General features: G+C 49.3%; 16 protein-coding genes. 11 read left to right on the forward strand and 5 right to left on the reverse strand.

Annotated elements, in window-relative coordinates; translation table 11 throughout:
- The first annotated feature begins 196 nt into the window (after window positions 1-196).
- The 3 genes from deoA (at window position 197) to deoD (ending at window position 3679) form a co-directional block, all read left to right on the forward strand.
- Entirely contained in the window at window positions 197-1519 is a 1323-nt protein-coding gene (deoA, locus tag CPY98_RS03305) for a thymidine phosphorylase (RefSeq protein WP_040046210.1), read from the forward strand.
- A 108-nt stretch (window positions 1520-1627) separates the two neighbouring features.
- Complete coding sequence (gene deoB / locus CPY98_RS03310) at window positions 1628-2851, forward strand: phosphopentomutase (protein WP_025799116.1); 1224 nt, start codon at window positions 1628-1630, stop codon at window positions 2849-2851.
- 93 nt (window positions 2852-2944) lie between these two features.
- Window positions 2945-3679: a purine-nucleoside phosphorylase gene (gene deoD / locus CPY98_RS03315; protein WP_004846800.1), complete on the forward strand. Its 735-nt coding sequence runs from the start codon at window positions 2945-2947 to the stop codon at window positions 3677-3679.
- A 695-nt stretch (window positions 3680-4374) separates the two neighbouring features.
- Here deoD and CPY98_RS03325 read toward each other — a convergent pair.
- Window positions 4375-5781, reverse strand: coding sequence for a sugar porter family MFS transporter (locus tag CPY98_RS03325; RefSeq protein ID WP_025799118.1), 1407 nt, complete (start codon window positions 5779-5781; stop codon window positions 4375-4377).
- Window positions 5782-6153: 372 nt separating this feature from the next.
- The gene (gene metK / locus CPY98_RS03330; protein ID WP_025799120.1) at window positions 6154-7308 is read right to left on the reverse strand and encodes a methionine adenosyltransferase; all 1155 of its coding nucleotides are present in this window, start codon (window positions 7306-7308) and stop codon (window positions 6154-6156) included.
- A 475-nt stretch (window positions 7309-7783) separates the two neighbouring features.
- On the opposite strand from metK, the gene CPY98_RS03335 reads away from it, so the two are divergent.
- The 4 genes from CPY98_RS03335 (at window position 7784) to CPY98_RS03350 (ending at window position 11347) form a co-directional block, all read left to right on the forward strand.
- Window positions 7784-8038, forward strand: a complete 255-nt coding sequence (locus CPY98_RS03335; RefSeq protein ID WP_071842607.1) for a hypothetical protein — start codon at window positions 7784-7786, stop codon at window positions 8036-8038.
- Window positions 8039-8113: 75 nt separating this feature from the next.
- Window positions 8114-8380, forward strand: a complete 267-nt coding sequence (locus tag CPY98_RS03340) for a hypothetical protein (RefSeq protein WP_130983814.1) — start codon at window positions 8114-8116, stop codon at window positions 8378-8380.
- A complete protein-coding gene (gene speA / locus CPY98_RS03345; RefSeq protein ID WP_040046206.1) occupies window positions 8373-10349 on the forward strand; it encodes a biosynthetic arginine decarboxylase in 1977 nt (658 codons plus the stop codon). The genes CPY98_RS03340 and speA overlap by 8 nt, the downstream gene beginning before the upstream one ends.
- A gap of 113 nt (window positions 10350-10462) precedes the next feature.
- On the forward strand, window positions 10463-11347 hold the full coding sequence (locus CPY98_RS03350) for a PHP domain-containing protein (RefSeq protein ID WP_096386344.1): 885 nt from the start codon (window positions 10463-10465) through the stop codon (window positions 11345-11347).
- Between the two features lie 50 nt (window positions 11348-11397).
- Here CPY98_RS03350 and CPY98_RS03355 read toward each other — a convergent pair whose 3' ends face one another.
- Window positions 11398-11931, reverse strand: a complete 534-nt coding sequence (locus CPY98_RS03355) for a hypothetical protein (RefSeq protein WP_096386346.1) — start codon at window positions 11929-11931, stop codon at window positions 11398-11400.
- Window positions 11932-12233: 302 nt separating this feature from the next.
- Here CPY98_RS03355 and speB point away from each other — a divergent pair, with 302 nt between their 5' ends.
- From speB to fdnI, 4 genes are all read left to right on the forward strand, one after another.
- On the forward strand, window positions 12234-13154 hold the full coding sequence (speB, locus tag CPY98_RS03360; RefSeq protein WP_025799129.1) for an agmatinase: 921 nt from the start codon (window positions 12234-12236) through the stop codon (window positions 13152-13154).
- 625 nt (window positions 13155-13779) lie between these two features.
- On the forward strand, window positions 13780-16827 hold the full coding sequence (fdnG, locus tag CPY98_RS03375; protein ID WP_157743833.1) for a formate dehydrogenase-N subunit alpha: 3048 nt from the start codon (window positions 13780-13782) through the stop codon (window positions 16825-16827).
- Between the two features lie 12 nt (window positions 16828-16839).
- Window positions 16840-17742: a formate dehydrogenase subunit beta gene (fdxH, locus tag CPY98_RS03380; protein ID WP_025799133.1), complete on the forward strand. Its 903-nt coding sequence runs from the start codon at window positions 16840-16842 to the stop codon at window positions 17740-17742.
- Complete coding sequence (gene fdnI, locus CPY98_RS03385; RefSeq protein ID WP_025799135.1) at window positions 17735-18385, forward strand: formate dehydrogenase-N subunit gamma; 651 nt, start codon at window positions 17735-17737, stop codon at window positions 18383-18385. Before fdxH ends, fdnI begins: the two co-directional genes overlap by 8 nt.
- Window positions 18386-18456: 71 nt before the next feature.
- On the opposite strand, the gene CPY98_RS03390 is transcribed toward fdnI, so the two are convergent.
- Window positions 18457-19212 (reverse strand): M48 family metallopeptidase, encoded by a 756-nt coding sequence (locus tag CPY98_RS03390; protein WP_025799137.1) that lies wholly within the window; start codon window positions 19210-19212, stop codon window positions 18457-18459.
- Window positions 19213-19388: 176 nt separating this feature from the next.
- Window positions 19389-20144, reverse strand: a complete 756-nt coding sequence (locus CPY98_RS03395; RefSeq protein WP_043490917.1) for a M48 family metallopeptidase — start codon at window positions 20142-20144, stop codon at window positions 19389-19391.
- Window positions 20145-20374 lie beyond the last annotated feature (230 nt).

Raw genomic sequence — 20374 nt, forward strand, 5'->3', positions numbered from 1 at the left:
TTATTTAAATTATTTGTTCGATACCCAAAATGATTGACGTTGCATCAAGGCGGCAAACATAGCCAACGTAGCGGCAACTTCAAGCAGGAAGGGGCGGGGCGTTCCGCAGAACATACCTCTTTAACCTACACACATATCCAATGTCTTGAGCATGCGCTCTAAGTTCTAAGGATATAATCAGCAGGGGGATACAACCTTGTTCCTAGCACAAGAAATTATTCGTAAAAAACGTGATGGCCACGCGCTCAGCGAGGAAGAAATTCGTTTTTTCATCAACGGTATTCGTGACAATACCGTCTCTGAAGGTCAGATTGCCGCATTGGCGATGACCATCTTTTTCCACGATATGATCATGCCTGAACGCGTTGCCCTCACCATGGCAATGCGAGATTCCGGTACGGTTCTGGACTGGAAATCATTGAATCTAAACGGCCCGATTGTGGATAAACACTCCACCGGCGGCGTGGGTGACGTGACTTCATTGATGCTTGGCCCAATGGTGGCGGCATGCGGTGGTTATGTTCCGATGATTTCTGGCCGTGGTTTAGGCCATACCGGCGGTACGCTGGATAAGCTGGAAGCGATCCCAGGATTTGACATTTTCCCTGACGATGCGCGTTTCCGTAAAATTATTTCTGAAGTGGGTGTGGCTATTATCGGCCAGACCAACTCTTTGGCACCGGCAGATAAACGTTTCTACGCGACGCGTGACATTACCGCGACCGTTGACTCCATTCCGCTGATCACCGCGTCTATTTTAGCTAAGAAATTGGCTGAAGGACTGGATGCGTTAGTGATGGACGTGAAAGTCGGCTCCGGTGCCTTCATGCCTACTTTCGAGCTCTCCGAAGCGCTGGCGCAGTCTATCGTTGGCGTAGCTAACGGCGCAGGCTGCAAAACAACCGCGTTACTGACTGATATGAATCAGGTTCTGGCGTCAAGCGCCGGTAACGCCGTTGAAGTTCGCGAGTCTGTACAGTTCCTGACGGGTGAATACCGCAACCCGCGTTTGTTTGAAGTGACGATGGCTTTGTGTGCCGAGATGTTGATTTCTGGTAATTTGGCCGCAGATCAACAGGACGCACGCAATAAACTGCAGGCGGTATTGGATAACGGTAAAGCGGCAGAGATCTTTGGCCGCATGGTGGCAGCACAAGGTGGCCCAGCTGATTTTGTTGAGCGCTACGATAGCTACTTACCGCAGGCTACATTAAGCAAGCCGGTCTTTGCTGAACACAGTGGTATTATTACTGCTATGGATACCCGCGAACTGGGTATGTCAGTGGTTGGACTGGGCGGCGGGCGTCGCCGTGCGACCGACAGCATCGATTACAGCGTCGGTTTAACTGATATGGTTCGTTTGGGCGACAGCGTGGATGCGCAGCGTCCATTGGCGATTGTGCATGCGTCCAATGAAGAAGATTGGCAACAGGCTGCTCGTGCAGTACGCAGCGCAATTGTGTTGGGTGACAAAGCTCCGGCAGAAAATCCGGTAGTTTATCGCCGTATCACTGAGTAAACGCCATACTTAACGGGTGTTGGTTAAACCAGCCTTAGAATTAAAACCAGAGAGTCGCCAAGTTTGCATCGGCTCTTTGGTCACAGCGCTAAAGCGCAGGAGAGTAAGATGAAACGTACATTTATCATGGTATTAGACTCATTTGGTATCGGTGCGAGTGAAGATGCTGAACGCTTTGGCGATGTGGGTTCCGATACGCTAGGTCATATTGCTGACGCCTGCGCGCGCGGCGAAGCAGATATTGGTCGCAAAGGCCCGCTGACCCTGCCTAACCTGAGCCGTTTAGGTTTAGGTAAAGCTGCTGAAGAATCAACCGGCCGTTTTCCACAGGGCTTGGATAAAAACGCTGAGATCATCGGCGCGTATGGCTATGCGAGTGAGCTCTCTTCCGGTAAAGATACGCCGTCTGGTCACTGGGAAATTGCGGGTGTTCCTGTTCTGTTCGATTGGGGCTATTTCTCCGATCATGAAAACAGCTTCCCACAGGAACTGTTAGATATTCTGGTTAAGCGCGGCAATCTGCCGGGCTATCTGGGCAACTGCCACTCTTCTGGTACTGTGATTTTGGATCAGTTGGGTGAAGAGCACATGAAAACCGGCAAACCGATTTTCTATACCTCTGCTGACTCCGTATTCCAGATTGCTTGCCACGAAGAAACCTTTGGGCTGGATCGTCTGTATGAGCTGTGTGAAATCGCACGTGAAGAGCTGACTAAAGGTGGTTACAACATTGGCCGTGTGATTGCGCGTCCATTCGTAGGCGACAAACCTGGCGAGTTCAAACGTACCGGCAACCGTCATGACTTAGCGGTTGAGCCACCGGCACCAACCATGCTGAAAAAGTTGGTTGATGAGAAGGGCGGTGAAGTGGTTTCTATCGGTAAAATTGCTGATATCTACGCTAACGTCGGGATTACGCAGAAAGTGAAAGCGACCGGTATTGATGCGCTGTTTGATGCAACGCTTATCGAGATGGAAAAAGCGGGCAATAACACCATTGTGTTTACCAACTTTGTTGATTTCGACTCCTCTTACGGCCACCGTCGTGACGTCGCAGGTTATGCTGCCGCGCTTGAGCTGTTTGACCGTCGTCTGCCAGAAATGCTGAAATTGGTGAAAGATGACGATATCATTATCTTCACCGCTGACCACGGCTGTGACCCAACATGGGAAGGCTCCGACCATACCCGTGAACACATCCCTGTTCTGGTTTACGGCCCTAAAGTGAAACCGGGCTCGTTGGGCCATCGTGAAACCTTCGCAGATATTGGCCAAACCGTAGCAAACTACTTTGGTCTGTCTCCGATGGATTACGGTAAAGTGATGTTTTAATTTCTGAGCGCCACCCGGCTTTGATGAGTCGGGTGGCGTTTCATTTCATAGTTAGCTTGATATTTAGACTTACATACCAAAAGGATACGAATTATGGCTACGCCGCATATTAATGCCGAGATGGGTGATTTTGCAGACGTTGTGTTGATGCCGGGCGATCCGCTGCGCGCAAAACACATTGCTGAAACTTTCCTGCAAGACGTCCGTCAGGTAAACAGCGTGCGCGGCATGCTGGGCTTCACCGGTACTTATAAGGGTCGTAAGATCTCCGTTATGGGTCACGGCATGGGTATCCCATCATGTTCTATCTATGCGAAAGAGCTGATCACTGATTTTGGCGTGAAAAAAATCATCCGCGTGGGTTCATGTGGCGCAGTGCGCATGGACGTTAAACTGCGTGACGTGGTTATCGGCATGGGGGCATGTACTGACTCTAAAGTTAACCGTCTGCGTTTCAAAGACCACGACTATGCAGCGATTGCAGACTTCGACATGGTGCGTAACGCATCTGACGCAGCGAAAGCCAAAGGTATCAATGCACGCGTAGGTAACATCTTCTCTGCTGACCTGTTCTACACGCCAGACCCGTCTATGTTTGACGTGATGGATAAGTACGGCATTCTGGGTGTGGAAATGGAAGCTGCGGGTATCTACGGCGTTGCCGCTGAATTTGGTGCGAAAGCGCTGACTATTTGCACCGTGTCTGACCACATTCGTACCCACGAGCAGACCACTGCTGAAGAACGCCAGACTACGTTCAACGACATGATTGAAATCGCGCTGGAATCCGTTCTGCTGGGCGATGCGGAAGAAGCTGCTGCTAAGTAATAGCGGATAGCTGGAATACGTTTAAAGGCTCCTGAATAGGGGCCTTTTTTATATTCGGTGATGGTGTAAGGTTTTGTTCGCCTCTCGTTTATGTGGCGATGGTGATAGGTTTCGTTCGCCTCTCGTCTATGTGGCGATAGTGCAAGGTTTCGTTCGCCTATCCGCTGCTGTATTCACATACAAACTGGGTAGAAGGCGACCGATGAGGGGCGCCAGCGCGCGCCCCTTCAATCCTCGCGCTTTTATCCGAGACGCCATCTCCGCTCCGGTTTGGTATCGCCCATCCAGGGCGCCCCAAACTCCGCCGGTACATCCCTGTACCGGCGGCTCTCCCAACCAAGACTTAAACAATTAAAAGAAAAATAGAGAGATAAAATAAAAAGATAAGAAGACAAAAATGTCTTTTGTCTTTTTTATGTTTAAAGAGTGCATTTTAGAGCCGCCAGCAGGGATGCTGGTGGCAGGTTGAGGGCGTACAGGATGTGCGCTCCGAAACCGGTCGGGCAAACGACTCGGTAAAAAGCGCGAGAGTGAAGAGGTTGCGCGCTGGCAACCTCTTCTCGGACGCCTACATCAGCGGTTTCATGGAAACATAAAAGCTAACCGGCGTACGAAACCTTTCACTGTTCTAATATAAATACGAACAAGGCGACACACTGGCCGCCTTGTTTGTATTTGTGTTACATCAATTTAAATTACTTAGACCCAATCTTACGTAGTGGTTTGCCCTGCATCAGATTACGTTCAATGTGTTCCAGAGAGATATTCTTAGTCTCAGGGATCAGCGCTAACGTAATGAAGATGAAGATAACGTTCAGACCGGCATAGACCCAGAAGGTATGTGCGCTACCCAGAGAGTTCAGCATGGTCAGGAAGGTTGCCCCGACGATCATGTTGGCAATCCAGTTGGTGGCGGTTGAACATGTGATACCAAAATCACGGCCTTTCAGCGGCTGAATTTCAGAACACAGCACCCAAATCAGTGGACCGGCGCTCATGGCAAAACCGACGATGAAGATTAGCAGCATGATAACGGCAAAGTACTGAGCAAACACGGAGCTGATACCGATGTTCATCATGGTACCTAAGGTGCCCATACCTAAAGCCATCACGATAAAACCGAGAATCAAGGTTGGCTTACGACCCCAGCGGTCAACTAAACCGATGGCGATAAAGGTGGCTAATACGTTCACCAGACCCACGATAACCGTGCCCCACATCTGCTGTGAGGTGCTGGCAAAGCCCGCTAAGTCGAAGATTTTTGGTGCGTAATACATAATGACGTTCATACCGGTGAACTGCTGCATCACCTGTAACAACACGCCAAGATAAACGGCACGGCGGAAGTTTTTATTGTTAATAAACAATGCCCAGCCGCTTTGTTTCACTTTCAGACTTTCACGAATTTCATCCAGTTCACTTTTGGCTTGTTCACTGGTATCACGCAGTTTTTCTAATACACGGCGGGCTTTTTCATCGCTGCCGCGTGCGGCTAACCAGCGTGGGCTATCTGGCAGGAAGAACACACCTATCAATAGCAGAATAGCTGGAATAGTGATGACACCCAGCATCCAGCGCCATGCGCCGGTGTAGCTGAAAGCGGTGTCAGAAAGATAAGCGGCCAAAATACCGATGGTGATCATCAACTGGTACATTGAAATCATACTGCCGCGAATCTTTTCTGGTGCAATTTCAGAAAGATAAATCGGAGCCGTATAAGATGCGATACCTACCGCTAATCCCAGCAGTACGCGCGAAAGGATCAGAATTTCAACATCAGGTGCGAAGGCAGAAAACAGGGAGCCAACCACAAACAGGATTGCGCCAATCATCAAGCTGTATTTACGGCCAATGCGGAAGTTCAACCAGCCGCTACCCACTGCGCCGACTGCCGCACCAAACATCATAGAGCTCACAACCCATTCTTGTTGAGAGCTGGTGATTTGAAACGTCTCGCTGATAAATGGCAAAGCACCAGCGATAACACCAATATCCAGCCCGAACAGTAAGCCTGCCAGCGCAGCTAAAAAGCAGACAAAGAACGTTAGACTGGCATTTGAACGGGTCTTGCGAACCGATTGTGTACTCACGGTAGTACTCATACTGCCTCCGAAAAGAAACTCGTTTGTATGCTTATCATGTTAAGAATCTATGGCGCTAATGTAAGTGCTCTCGATCACATAAATGTAATCGTTTACACTAATGTGGCATTCATACGGAAAGCGAGTAGTCACAAGGTTATGGATTTACTTACAGTGTTGCGTGGCTAATTTATTGGTTTTAAAACAATTTAATCCATAAAACAGAGTGGTACTATATTGGTTTATATGGGTATTTTTTAATCATTAAACGTATTTTTAGTTTAAGTATGAATTTAATGTAATCGCTTTCATTTGAGCGGTAATATCGATGAGTCAATTTTTAGACAATAAAAAAGCAGGCACAAAGGCCTGCTTTTTTAGTTGGGGTTAACCTTATTTCAGGCCAGCGGCTTCACGCAGAAGTGCGGCTTTATCGGTTTTTTCCCAAGGGAAGTGCTCACGGCCAAAGTGACCATAGGCTGCGGTTTCACGGTAGATTGGTTGGATCAGATCCAGCATCTGAATCAAACCGTATGGGCGCAGGTCGAAGAATTCACGTACCAGCAAGGTCAGCTGCTCGGTAGAGATTTTCTCGGTGCCAAAGGTTTCAATCATGATTGAAGTTGGTTCAGCGATACCAATTGCGTAAGAAACCTGAATCTCACAGCGATCCGCCAGACCCGCAGCAACGATATTTTTTGCTACGTAACGAGCAGCGTATGCCGCTGAACGGTCAACTTTTGAAGGATCTTTACCGGAGAATGCACCGCCGCCGTGACGTGCTGCGCCGCCGTAGGTATCAACGATGATTTTACGACCAGTCAAACCACAGTCGCCCATTGGGCCACCGATAACGAAACGGCCTGTTGGGTTGATGAAGTATTTGGTATTAGCAGACAACCATTCTGGCGGCAGAACCGGCTTGATGATTTCTTCCATTACCGCTTCTTTCAAATCAGGCAGGCTGATGGTGTCTGCGTGCTGAGTAGAAAGAACTACGGCGTCGATGCCCGCAATTTTGCCGTCGTCGTACAGGAAAGTGACCTGACTTTTGGCATCCGGACGCAGCCATGGCAGAGTGCCGTTTTTACGCACTTGAGCCTGACGCTCCATCAAGCGATGAGCATAGGTAATTGGCGCAGGCATCAATACGTCGGTTTCGTTGGTCGCGTAACCAAACATAATACCTTGGTCGCCAGCACCTTGTTCTAAAGGATCGGTACGGTCAACGCCTTGGTTGATGTCTGGAGATTGTTTGCCGATAGCGCTCAGAACGGCGCAAGAGTTAGCATCAAAGCCCATATCAGAACTTACATAACCGATTTCAGCCACGGTTTTACGGGTCAGTTCTTCAATGTCTACCCATGCATTAGTGGTGATTTCACCACCAACCAGCACCATGCCGGTTTTGACATAGGTTTCGCATGCAACGCGCGCTTTTGGATCCTGCTCGAGGATCGCATCAAGCACGGCGTCAGAAATTTGGTCTGCAATCTTATCAGGATGTCCTTCGGACACTGATTCAGATGTGAAAAGGTGTTTAGCCATGGTGTTCTTTACCTTTAAAAGACGGGTTTAGAGTCACTGCGTAATGCTGGGGTATGTACATCAGTATCTAGCTTGTGGCTAGCTCTGGTGCCTGATGCATCCTGCAACGCCCCTCAGGCAAAGCCGTTCAGCAGTTTATCAGTCAATAAGTATAGATGGATTAACATCTGGACGGCTATTTTAAGACAGACCCGTCGTAGTTTTCTAGTCTTTTTGTCACTTTATGTCCGCAAACAAGTATTTTTTTCTATACAGCCCGTTCTTTTACACCTGCGTAAACGCACAGAAACAGTTTTTAGCAAAATTTCATTTTGCAATTTCGAGCTGTTGATTGTATAAACTGCGCGCGGCTTACCGGTGCATGACGCTTTAACCGAATCGCTAAAATGTGTTAACAGCAGTAATTTTTAGATAACTTGCTGAAAATACAAGTGATAAGGGGCGGCTATGTGTCTCACTTCCGGCCGAGGAGGGTATGAGTTGTTGCTCATACTGTCAGTCTCAACACACTGTTAACTTTTTGGATCTGCGCGTTATTTTAGCCGCAGGCATGGAGGTGGTTCAGGTAATGATCCGCACGAATATCTCAGCGACAACGGTCGCGTTCCACACTATTGCTTCCGGCAATATTCTGCGTCTTGATGGCGCTCCGCTGTTCCGCGCTTTGCGCCTTCCTTCCTATTTATCTGCATTTCTCGCATTTTCCCGATGTTATTCACCACTTTGGTGAAGATGGGGCGCGACTCAGGATTCTTACGCCGATAGCGGTAACTGATGACTGAACAAGGGTAACCTGCAGCGTGGTATGACTACCAAACAACGCGCAGGCGAATTTTCATTGGGGTTTATCCTGCATTCAAGAATGCACTCCCCGACCCACGGAGTTAGCGACGTGTTTTGCTCTTATACTTATATCAGTCCGGCATTTTGTCCGGTGCTGAGCTTTGTGGTCACGCCAAAAATCCCGGCGTGTGGGTTGTTAAGCGCAGATGTTGCTGCGATAGTGAATAACCGTGCTGTGAATAATTCCATTATTTGCCACGACAGTGCACAAGGAGTTCGTCATGTCTAACGAACTTCGCCAACGTCCGCAGGAAGCGGCCGGACATCATCAATTGCGTTCTATGCAGGAGGTTGCCATGAATGATCGTAATGCCAGCAAAATGCTGAGTACTTATAACGTCGCCTACTGGGGTGGCAACTATTATGACGTCAACGAGTTGGGTCATATTTCAGTTTGTCCCGATCCCGACGTCCCAGAAGCGCGCGTCGATCTGACGCAACTGGTAGAGAAGCTGCAAAAAGAGAGCAACCAGCGTTTGCCTGCGCTGTTCTGTTTCCCGCAGATCCTGCAACATCGCCTGCGTTCAATTAACGCGGCGTTTAAGCGTGCGCGTGAATCTTTCGGCTATGAAGGCGGCTACTTCTTGGTTTATCCAATTAAGGTAAACCAGCATCGTCGCGTCATTGAGTCGTTAGTGAATTCCGGCGAGCCCTTAGGTTTAGAAGCAGGTTCGAAAGCGGAGTTGATGGCGGTGCTGGCTCATGCTGGTATGACGCGTTCCGTGATTGTGTGTAACGGCTATAAAGATCGTGAATACATCCGTTTGGCATTGATCGGCGAAAAACTGGGTCACAAGGTGTATCTGGTTATCGAGAAGATGTCTGAAATCAAGCTGGTGATGGAAGAAGCCGAGCGCCTGAACGTGGTGCCCCGCCTTGGCGTGCGTGCGCGCTTATCTTCGCAAGGCTCCGGTAAATGGCAGTCGAGCGGCGGTGAGAAATCTAAATTTGGCTTGGCGGCAACGCAAGTATTGCAACTGGTTGAAACCCTGCGTGAAGCGGGTCGTTTGGATAGCCTGCAACTGCTGCATTTCCATTTAGGTTCTCAGTTAGCAAACATTCGCGATATCGCCACCGGCGTGCGCGAATCTGCACGTTTCTACGTTGAGTTACATAAGCTAGGCGTGAATATCCAGTGCTTTGACGTTGGCGGCGGTTTGGGCGTGGACTACGAAGGAACACGTTCTCAGTCTGATTGCTCGGTGAACTATGGCCTGAACGAATACGCGAATAACGTCATTTGGGGTATCGGTGATGCCTGTAATGAACACGGTTTGCCGCACCCAACGGTGATCACGGAGTCCGGTCGTGCGGTAACGGCGCATCATACGGTGCTGGTTTCTAATGTGATTGGCGTTGAACGTAATGAATTCCACGCGCCTGTGGCTCCGGCTGAAGATGCGCCTCGTGCGCTGCAAAGCCTGTGGTCTACATGGGAAGAGATGCAGGATTCTGATACCAAACGTTCATTGCGTGAATGGCTGCACGATAGCCAGCTCGATCTGAACGACGTGCACAGCCAGTATGCGCACGGTATTTTAGATTTAACCCAGCGTGCATGGGCTGAGCAGCAATATCTGACGATCTGTAGCCAGATCCAAGAACATCTTGATCCAAGCAATCGCGCACACCGTCCGATCATTGATGAACTGCAGGAGCGTATGGCTGACAAGCTGTATGTGAACTTCTCGCTGTTCCAGTCGATGCCTGATGCGTGGGGGATCGATCAGCTGTTCCCCGTTCTGCCGTTGAGCGGTTTGGATCAGGCGCCTGAGCGTCGTGCGGTGTTGCTGGATATTACCTGTGACTCAGATGGTGCCATCGATCACTACATCGACGGCGATGGGATCGCAACGACGATGCCGATGCCGCAGTACGATCCAGAAAATCCGCCGTTGATTGGCTTCTTCATGGTCGGTGCCTATCAAGAGATTCTGGGCAACATGCACAACCTGTTCGGGGATACGGCTTCGGTGGACGTCTTTGTCTTTGAAGACGGCAGCGTTGAAGTGCAAGACTCGGACGAAGGCAATACGGTTGCCGAGATGCTGGAATATGTTCAGCTCGATCCTGAAGTATTGTTGACCCGCTTCCGCGATCAGGTCCGCAAAACGGATCTCGACGCTGAGCTACAAACCCAGTTCTTGGATGAATTTGAGTCTGGTCTCTACGGGTATACCTATCTTGAAGATGAGTGATCGGTTGATCTAACAGACATCGAGATCACAAAGTGTAAGGGTGCTTCGGCACCCTTTTTTGTGGCTGATGTATAGTGAGAAATTATACCGATCTGAAGAATGGGAGTATTCACATGGAAAAAGTCGACCTGCATATGCACTCGCATCATAGTGATGACGCAGATTATCCGGTTGCAGAACTGATTGCTCGCTGCGTTCGTGAAGGCGTTACCACGCTGGCGATAACCGATCACAATTCGGCGTTTTCGTTTGCTGAATCTGAGAAGTGGCGAAGTGATGCGCTGAATATCATTTCTGGCATTGAAATCGACTGTACCTTCCAAGGACGTAACTTTCATTTGCTCGGCTATGGCTTTACGCCATCGGATGATTTCACGCAGGTGCATGAAAACTTCAACGATATTCAGCGTGAGCTGGTGCCCGTGAAGTTGGCGAAGCTACGCGAGTTCGGTTTCTTTATTGACGACGAGCATTTAGCGCGGCTGGCGAATGGCCGTTTGCCTCAGGAAGAGCAAATGGGCGAGGCTATTCTTGAAGATGAGCGTAATGCCAATAATCCACTATTGCTGCCGTACCGCTCCGGTGGTGCGCGCGCCGATATGCCATTAATCAACTTTTACTGGGATTTTTTCGGCCCAGGTAAAGCCTGCTATCAGCCAGTGACCTATCCGGCTCTGGAAGAGATGGCGGATTTGATCCGTGACAACTGTGGCATTCCCGTTATTGCGCATATCGGGGCCAATGTGAAAGAAGAACATGAGGCGATACTTGAGCTGATGCTGGAATCTGGCGTGGCGGGAATTGAAGTGTTCTCCAGCTACCATGATGATGAACTGGCGCAGCGCTTATATGATTTTGCCTTGGAGCAGGGGGCTTATGTGACCTGCGGCAGTGATTTCCACGGGCGTAACAAACCCAAAATTGAAGTGGGAACCTGTCGATACAATCCAGAGCAACTGGTAGAGATAAAACGGTTTCTGGATATCGTGAGCCAGTAAGCTCTTTTATGCCCGGATGGTAAACACGCATTCGGGCATTCTCACGATAATTACATTATTACGTAGCCAATTTCTCCCTTTTGGAGAGGAATACTTTCATGATGTTTATAGTAATAATCGCCTAGGCGCTTTTTAATGGTTGTCGCGCTTCGCTCACTTGTATTGGTATAAAAACCTACACACCAAAAAGAGCGCCCATCATCGCCTGACGCCCTCATACAGCTTAGTTTCTCAATGTCTTTTTCCATGTTGTTAATCAGCGCAGTTGGGCTTCGTGAGCATTTTAATTCTAGAAAAATGTATGAGTCTAAGCGTGCTCTTTTTTTTCTGAATTTCAGGTCAACAAACATGGTAAATCGATCTGGGGCAGAACGTCGATCGCAGAGATAAGGGACTTCTCTTTCTACATTCGCGATCGATTCATGCTGGCGCATAAAAAACTCTAATTCAAGCTGAAGCCATTTTTCCCAATCGTTAATGCTTTGATTTTTAATCATATCTAACCGATTTATAATGTGTTCTTGTTTTATAAATAGATCGACGAGAGCTTTGACGGTAATAAAATCTGCTGTTTCCATATCCATATAGAGCACCATTAATAGACAGTAATGAATCGGGCTTGTGACAATAACCTATGATTATTATTAAATTAACTTCTGATAAAGCCAGCATAATTTATAGTAATACATTGTTTTTATAAAGAAAAAACAATGATTTTATCCTGCTCTTGAAGAGTCGAAATTTTACGGCGATAATCGTCTACAGCAGCTTTTAAAGCGAACAATAAATCCCTTTCTCGTCGGGCTAACGACGCGGAAGGGATTTTTTTTTCATCGGTACTTTGACTTCGGCCAGCGATAACTGCGGCCTTTTACGAGGATTGATTATGAGCACCCTGGGCAATAAACCCGATAACTCACTGGTTTCTAACGCCTTTGGCTTCCTGCGTTTTCCGCTGAACTTCCAGCCATACGACAGCGATGCTGATTGGGTTATCACCGGTGTACCTTTCGATATGGCGACTTCAGGTCGTGCTGGTGGGCGTCATGGCCCAGCGGCAATTCGTCAGGTCTCCACTAATCTGGCGTGGGAAGGCAACCGCTGGCCATGGAACTTCGATCTGCGCGATCGCTTAAACGTGGTTGACTGTGGCGACGTAGTATTTAATTTCGGTGACGCGCAGGATATGAGTGACTCTTTGCAGGCTCATACCGAAAAGCTGCTGGAATCCGGTAAGCGTTGTTTGACCTTCGGCGGTGACCACTTTGTGACTCTGCCTTTGCTGCGTGCGCATGCGAAGCATTTTGGCAAAATGGCGCTGGTGCATTTTGATGCACATACCGACACCTATGCTAACGGCAGCAAATTTGACCATGGCACGATGTTCTTCCATGCGCCTAATGAAGGCCTGATCGATCCAAACCACTCGGTACAGATCGGTATTCGTACTGAATTCGATCACGATAATGGTTTTACCGTGTTGGATGCCGCGCAGGTGAACGATCGTGGCGTGGATGATGTGTTAGCACAGATCAAACAGATCGTCGGCGATATGCCGGTCTATCTGACCTTTGATATCGACTGCTTGGATCCTGCTTTTGCGCCAGGTACTGGTACTCCTGTTATTGGCGGACTGACTTCTGACCGTGCGCTCAAACTGGTGCGTGGTCTGAAGGATCTTAATATCGTCGGTATGGACGTGGTGGAAGTCGCTCCGGCTTACGATCAATCTGAAATCACCGCGCTGGCAGCTGCAACGCTGGCGCTGGAAATGCTCTATATTCAGGCAGATAAAAAAGGCGAATAATCTTCGCGTTTTACTGATATCAAGGCGGCCTTTGGGCCGCCTTTTTTCGTTATGGATGGCTAATTTTTTTTGCCAACAACAATTGGATTTTCATACTGATTGGGCGGCTGGTGGAGGCAAAAACCGATTCACCCACCCTGTGAGACTGTTGGCAAAGCATTTGGGAATAATGCATGGGCTGCAGCGTAATAATTTTGCACATCGTTTTCGCCTCATCGGCATGGATACTCATGCGATAAAACCAGAATAAGGCGATCGTTATAAAGGTTGGGTAAAACGTTGGAGGTGTGGGATAAAAAATGTGTCAACAGGATTTTTCAAACTTAAGAGAGCCCGTTTACCCACTTATGGATGTTATATCTATTTATTTTGTTATTCCTCTTAATATATTTACATCAATAATCCCTTTTTTAATCTAATTTTTTGAATGACTATCTGATTGCAGATAAATCCTACAAATCCTTATTCTGTGTGCCACTGGAGTTAACGAAACGTTACCCTTTCTACTTATTAAGGGGTAAATATTGAGTGAATAGTTCTATTTTTTGATTTGACTCAATATGAGCAGGGTTGTAACTGTTAGTTTGCCGCTGACAAAAACATCATTGAAGCAATGAGGATGGCAATGGACGTCAGTCGCAGACAGTTTTTTAGAATCTGCGCCGGCGGGATGGCTGGTACAACAGCGGCAGTTTTAGGATTTACTCCTACTATGGCGCTGGCGGAGTCACGTAACTATAAGTTGCTGCGTGCAAAAGAAACCCGTAACTCCTGTACCTATTGTTCTGTTGGCTGTGGGTTATTGATGTATAGCCTTGGCGATGGTGCCAAGAACGCGAAATCAACGATTTTTCACATTGAAGGGGACCCGGATCATCCGGTAAACCGTGGCGCACTTTGCCCGAAAGGTGCTGGCCTGCTGGATTATATCCACAGTGAAAATCGTCTGCGTTACCCTGAATACCGTGCGCCAGGCTCTGATAAATGGCAGCGCATTAGCTGGGACGATGCTTTTGAGCGCATCGCCAAGCTGATGAAAAACGACCGTGATAAGAATTTTGAAACGACAAACGCCGAAGGCGTCACGGTTAACCGCTGGCTTTCAACCGGTATGTTGTGCGCCTCTGCGGCCAGCAATGAAACCGGTATGCTCACGCAAAAATTCGCCCGTTCACTGGGCATGTTGGCGGTTGATAACCAAGCGCGCGTCTGACACGGACCAACGGTAGCAAGTCTTGCTCCAACATTTGGTCGCGGTGCGATGACCAACCACTGGGTTGATATCAAAAACGCCAACGTAGTTATGGTGATGGGTGGCAACGCCGCTGAAGCGCATCCGGTCGGATTCCGCTGGGCGATGGAAGCCAAAAACAACAATGACGCCACGCTGATTGTGGTCGATCCGCGCTTTACCCGCACCGCTTCGGTCGCGGATATTTATGCGCCGATCCGCTCTGGTACCGACATTACCTTCTTGTCGGGCGTTTTGCTGTACCTGATTTCTAACAACAAAATTAACGCTGAATACGTTAAAAACTACACTAACGCCAGCCTGCTGGTGCGTGATGATTTTACGTTTGAAGACGGTTTGTTCAGCGGCTATGACGAATCTAAACGTCAGTACGACAAAACTACGTGGAACTATCAGTTCGACGAAAATGGCTATGCCAAACGCGATGACACTTTGCAGCACCCGCGCTGTGTGTGGAATCTGCTGAAAGCGCACGTGAGTCGCTATACGCCAGACGTGGTGGAAAACATCTGTGGTACGCCGCAGGCGGATTTCCTGAAAGTCTGCGAAGTCTTAGCGTCAACCAGCGCAGCCGATCGTACAACGACGTTCCTGTATGCATTGGGTTGGACTCAGCACACCGTGGGTGCGCAGAACATCCGTACTATGGCGATGATCCAGCTGCTGTTAGGCAATATGGGGATGGCCGGTGGCGGTGTTAACGCCTTACGTGGTCACTCTAATATTCAGGGTCTTACCGATCTTGGTTTGCTGTCTACCAGCCTGCCGGGCTATTTGACGCTGCCATCAGAAAAACACACCAATCTAGAAACTTATCTGGCAGCCAATACGCCAAAAGCGACGCTGCCGGGTCAGGTTAACTATTGGGGTAACTATCCGAAATTCTTCGTCAGCTTGATGAAGGCTTTCTATGGTGACGATGCGCAGAAAGAAAATAACTGGGGCTTTGATTGGCTGCCGAAGTGGGATCAATCCTACGACGTGATGAAGTACTTCCAGATGATGGATCAGGGCAAAGTCACCGGCTATATCTGCCAAGGCTTTAACCCAGTGGCGTCGTTCCCAGATAAGAATAAGGTCGTTGAGTCGCTTTCTAAGCTGAAATATCTGGTGATTATCGATCCGTTGGTGACAGAAACGTCAAACTTCTGGCAAAACCACGGTGAGATGAACGAGGTTGATACTGCATCGATCCAGACTGAAGTCTTCCGTCTACCTTCAACCTGCTTCGCAGAAGAAGATGGTTCGATTGCAAACTCAGGCCGTTGGCTGCAATGGCACTGGAAAGGCGCCGACGCCCCAGGTGAAGCGCGTAACGACGGCGAAATTCTTGCCGGTCTGTACCACCGTCTACGCACCATGTACCAGAATGAAGGCGGTAAAGGCGTTGAGCCGTTACTGAAAATGGGCTGGGGCTATGAGCAGCCAGATCATCCTGAATCTGAAGAAGTGGCGAAAGAGAACAACGGTTATGCGTTGGCCGATTTGTACGACGCTAACGGCACGTTGTTAGCCAAGAAAGGCCAGTTGCTGGATACCTTTTCTCATCTACGCGATGACGGCACCACGGCAAGCGCCTGCTGGATTTATGCCGGTAGCTGGACCAGCAAGGGCAACCAGATGGCGAATCGTGATAACAGCGATCCGTCAGGCTTAGGTAACACGCTGGGCTGGGCTTGGGCATGGCCGCTGAACCGCCGCATTATTTATAACCGTGCGTCGGCAGATCCAATGGGTAAACCGTGGGATCCTAAGCGCATGCTGATCGAATGGAATGGCAGTAAGTGGGTCGGAAACGATATTCCAGACTACAACACCGCCGCACCGGGCAGCGGCGTCGGGCCGTTTATCATGCAGCCGGAAGGCTTGGGTCGTCTGTTTGCCATCGACAAGATGGCGGAAGGGCCATTCCCTGAGCACTACGAGCCGTTTGAAACACCGTTGGGTACCAACCCACTGCATCCAAACGTTATCTCCAATCCGGCGGCGCGTTTGTATGAGGCGGATGCCAAACGTATGGGTAACAAGACTGAGTTCCCTTACGTCGGTACCACGTATCGTCTGACCGAGCATTTCCACACGTGGACGAAGCATGCGCGTCTTAACGCCATCGTTCAGCCTGAACAGTTCGTGGAGATCAGCGAAGGTTTGGCGAAAGCGAAGGGCATTGAGCACGGTGATACGGTGAAAGTCAGCAGCAAACGCGGCTTTATCAAAGCGAAAGCGGTGGTGACTCGCCGTCTGCGTACCTTGCAGGTCAATGGTCAGGAAGTGGATACCGTGGGTATTCCTATTCACTGGGGCTTTGAAGGCGTGGCGCGCAAAGGCTTTATCGCCAACACCCTGACTCCGTTCGTTGGCGACGCTAACTCGCAAACGCCAGAGTACAAGGCGTTTTTAGTTAACGTGGAAAAGGTGTAAGGAGCCGAACTTATGTCCATGCAATCACAAGACATTATCAAGCGTTCGGCGACTAATGCCTTAACGCCGCCGCCGCAGGCTCGCGACTACAAAGAAGAAGTGGCTAAGCTTATCGACGTGTCTACCTGTATTGGCTGCAAAGCCTGTCAGGTAGCCTGTTCTGAGTGGAACGACATTCGTGACGAGGTAGGGCACTGCGTTGGGGTTTACGATAACCCTGCCGATTTGAGCGCTAAATCTTGGACGCTGATGCGTTTCTCGGAAGTCGAGCAAAACGGCAAGCTGGAGTGGCTCATCCGTAAGGATGGCTGCATGCACTGTACCGATCCGGGCTGCCTGAAGGCATGCCCGTCGGCAGGTGCAATCATTCAGTATGCAAACGGCATCGTCGATTTCCAGTCTGAACACTGTATCGGCTGTGGCTACTGCATCGCAGGCTGTCCGTTCAATATTCCTCGCTTAAATCCGGACGACAACCGTGTGTACAAATGCACACTGTGCGTTGACCGCGTGAGCGTGGGACAAGAACCGGCCTGTGTGAAAACGTGTCCGACCGGTGCGATTCATTTCGGCAGCAAGAAAGAGATGCTGGAAGTGGCGAGCGAGCGCGTTGAGAAGCTGAAAAAACGTGGCTTTGAGCATGCGGGTATTTATAACCCCGAAGGCGTTGGCGGCACTCACGTGATGTATGTTCTGCATCATGCGGATAAGCCAGAGCTTTATCACAACCTGCCGAAAGATCCGAAGATCGATATGGCGGTTGGTTTGTGGAAAGGGGTGTTGAAGCCGCTGTCGGTAGCGGGATTTATCGCGACCTTTGCCGGTTTGATTTATCACTACATTGGCGTAGGCCCGAACAAAGAGGTGAGCGACGAAGAAGAAGGTGATGACGAGAAGGGGAACCATCATGAGTAAAAGTAAAATGATCGTTCGTACCAAATTCATCGACCGTGCCTGTCATTGGACGGTGGTAATTTGTTTCTTCTTGGTTTCGCTATCTGGCATCGCGCTGTTCTTTCCAACGTTGCAGTGGCTGACACAAACGTTTGGTACACCGCAGATGGGGCGCATCATGCACCCATTCTTTGGCGTGCTGATTTTTGTGGCGCTGATGTTCATGTTCTTCCGTTTTGTGAAGCACAACATTCCTGAACGTGAAGACGTGCCGTGGGTGGTGAACATCGTTGAAGTGCTTAAAGGTAATGAACACGAAGTTGCCGATGTGGGTAAATATAACGCCGGTCAGAAAATGATGTTCTGGAGCATCATGAGCCTGATTTTCGTGTTGCTGGTCACCGGCATCATTATCTGGCGTCCGTATTTTGCCCAGCACTTCCCGATAGAAATGGTGCGCTATTCGCTGCTGATCCATGCGGCTGCGGCTATCGTGCTGATCCACGCGATCCTGATCCATATGTATATGGCCTTCTGGGTTAAGGGATCGATCAAAGGCATGGTGGAAGGTAAAGTCAGCCGTCGCTGGGCGCGTAAGCATCACCCACGCTGGTATCGTGAAATCGAAGCCAAAGAGGCGAAAGGCGAGAAAGCCGACGACTAATTTGTTTGGTTAGAATCGTTAAATAAAAACCGCAGCCAAAGAAAAGCTGCGGTTTTTTTATGCGTCAGATCTTATTTGTCTGCTGCGATACGATCGCGGATATGCTGTGCGCGCTCAGTTGATGGTGGGTGTGAATCGAACATGCTGCCTTTGCGGCCACCGTCGAGCTCAGCCAGTTTCTCAAAGCTGGTGGCCAACCCCAGCGTGTTCAGCTTGTGCTTTTTCAGGAAATCATAAGAGAAGTCGTCGGCTTCAGATTCCTGATGCTGTGAGAACTGCGAGTTGATCAGCGCTTCGCCCAGATCGGCTAACTGCGTTTGTGATAGCTCGGCGGCCACGCCGCCGGTGGAGGCTACCGCCGTTCTTGCCGCGATGGTGCCATAAGCGACCTTCATGGCTTTCAGGCTGTGGCCGAGTGCCACGTGCCCCATTTCATGACCTAACACGCCTTCGATTTCATCGTCAGTCATCATGTCCATCAGGCTGCTGTATACGCGGATGCAGCCGTTTGCCATTGCGAACGCGTTGATGTCATCGGTCATGTACACCTTGTAGTTAACCGGCAGCCCGTTGATGTTGTTACCCATCGCCTTCGCAATTTTGTTTAAGCGCTTGGTATATTTGCTTTTGCTGCTGGCGATTTGGCTTTGGCTATCCAATTCTTTGCAGGATTGATTGGCGAGGGATCTGGCATCGGCATCGCTGAGCGTTGCGGCCTGAATCGCTTGCACGCCAGACTGCGCGGCCATTTGGGTATTAATATTCTCACAGCCGGTTAATGTGGCCGATGCGATGGCTATCGCGATAAGCGTTTTAATGTTCATTATCTTTATCTTCCGTTGACAAATGATAGGTTAATTGTATGATTTTTATACAGTAAAATCGGCTGAGACTATCATTAGGCAGAAGCTGGAAGTAGTTAATTTACGATTAAAATAGAAGCAATTTTGTGGGCGGGAACGAAGTGAAAATGGCTCCGAAATGATATCGGAGCCTGAGTTTATTACTGCTCTGCGGCGATGCGATCGCGAATGTGCTGGGCACGAGCCTGAGAAGATGGGTGGTCGTCAAACATGCTGCTCTGACGCCCTGCTTCCTGAGAGGCCAGTTTGTCGAAGCTGGTGGCTAGCCCAATCGGGTTGATTCCGCGCTTTTTAAGCAGATCGAAAGAGTAGTCGTCGGCTTCGCTTTCTTGTTTTTGTGAGAACTGCGAATTCACCAGTTTTTCTCCCAGATCTGCGAGCTGTGATTGGGATAGCTGCGCGCCGATACCGCTGCTGGCGGCAATGGCGGTACGTGCAGCCGTGGTGGCATAAGCCACCTGCATCGCTTTACGCGAATGGCCTAATGCAACGTGGCCCATTTCATGCCCAAGTACGCCTTCGACTTCGTTGTCATTCATCATGTCCATAAGTCCGCTGTAGACACGCACGCAGCCGTTAGCCATTGCCCATGCGTTGACATCTTTCGTCACGTAGACTTTATAGTTGACTGGGGTACCATTGATATCGCTGCCCAGTGCTTTTGAAATGGTCGCCAGACGTTTGGCATAGGTGCTATCCGCAGGGGCAATTTGGTTCTTGCTGTCCATTTCCGCACAAGACTGTTCACTTAGGGCTTTGACCTGTGCATCAGAAAGCGTTGCGGCCTGAAAGGCCTGCGCGCCAGACTGCATCAGTCCTTCAGTATTCATGTTTTGACAGCCGCTGAGGAAGGCAGAGGCTGTTAGAGCAATAAGAGGAAGTGTTATTTTGTTCATGTTATTTTCCTTGGGTGCAGTCTTTCCAGAGATTGAATGACGATCTGTGGTAGTGTATTCAGCGCCAATTAGGCTGTCATTGAGTATGTATTCTGTCTATACAGACCCCGTATGAAAGCGGATTAATCTGCTATTAAGAGAAATATAATGAGACATCATCGACTCATTTAGCCTTAGGGATTGCTGTTTTCATACGTAGTCTGAGAAAATACCCCGAACCCTGTTTCTTT

Source organism: Hafnia sp. CBA7124 (genome assembly GCF_002355555.1).
Classification (GTDB): Bacteria; Pseudomonadota; Gammaproteobacteria; order Enterobacterales; family Enterobacteriaceae; genus Hafnia; species Hafnia alvei.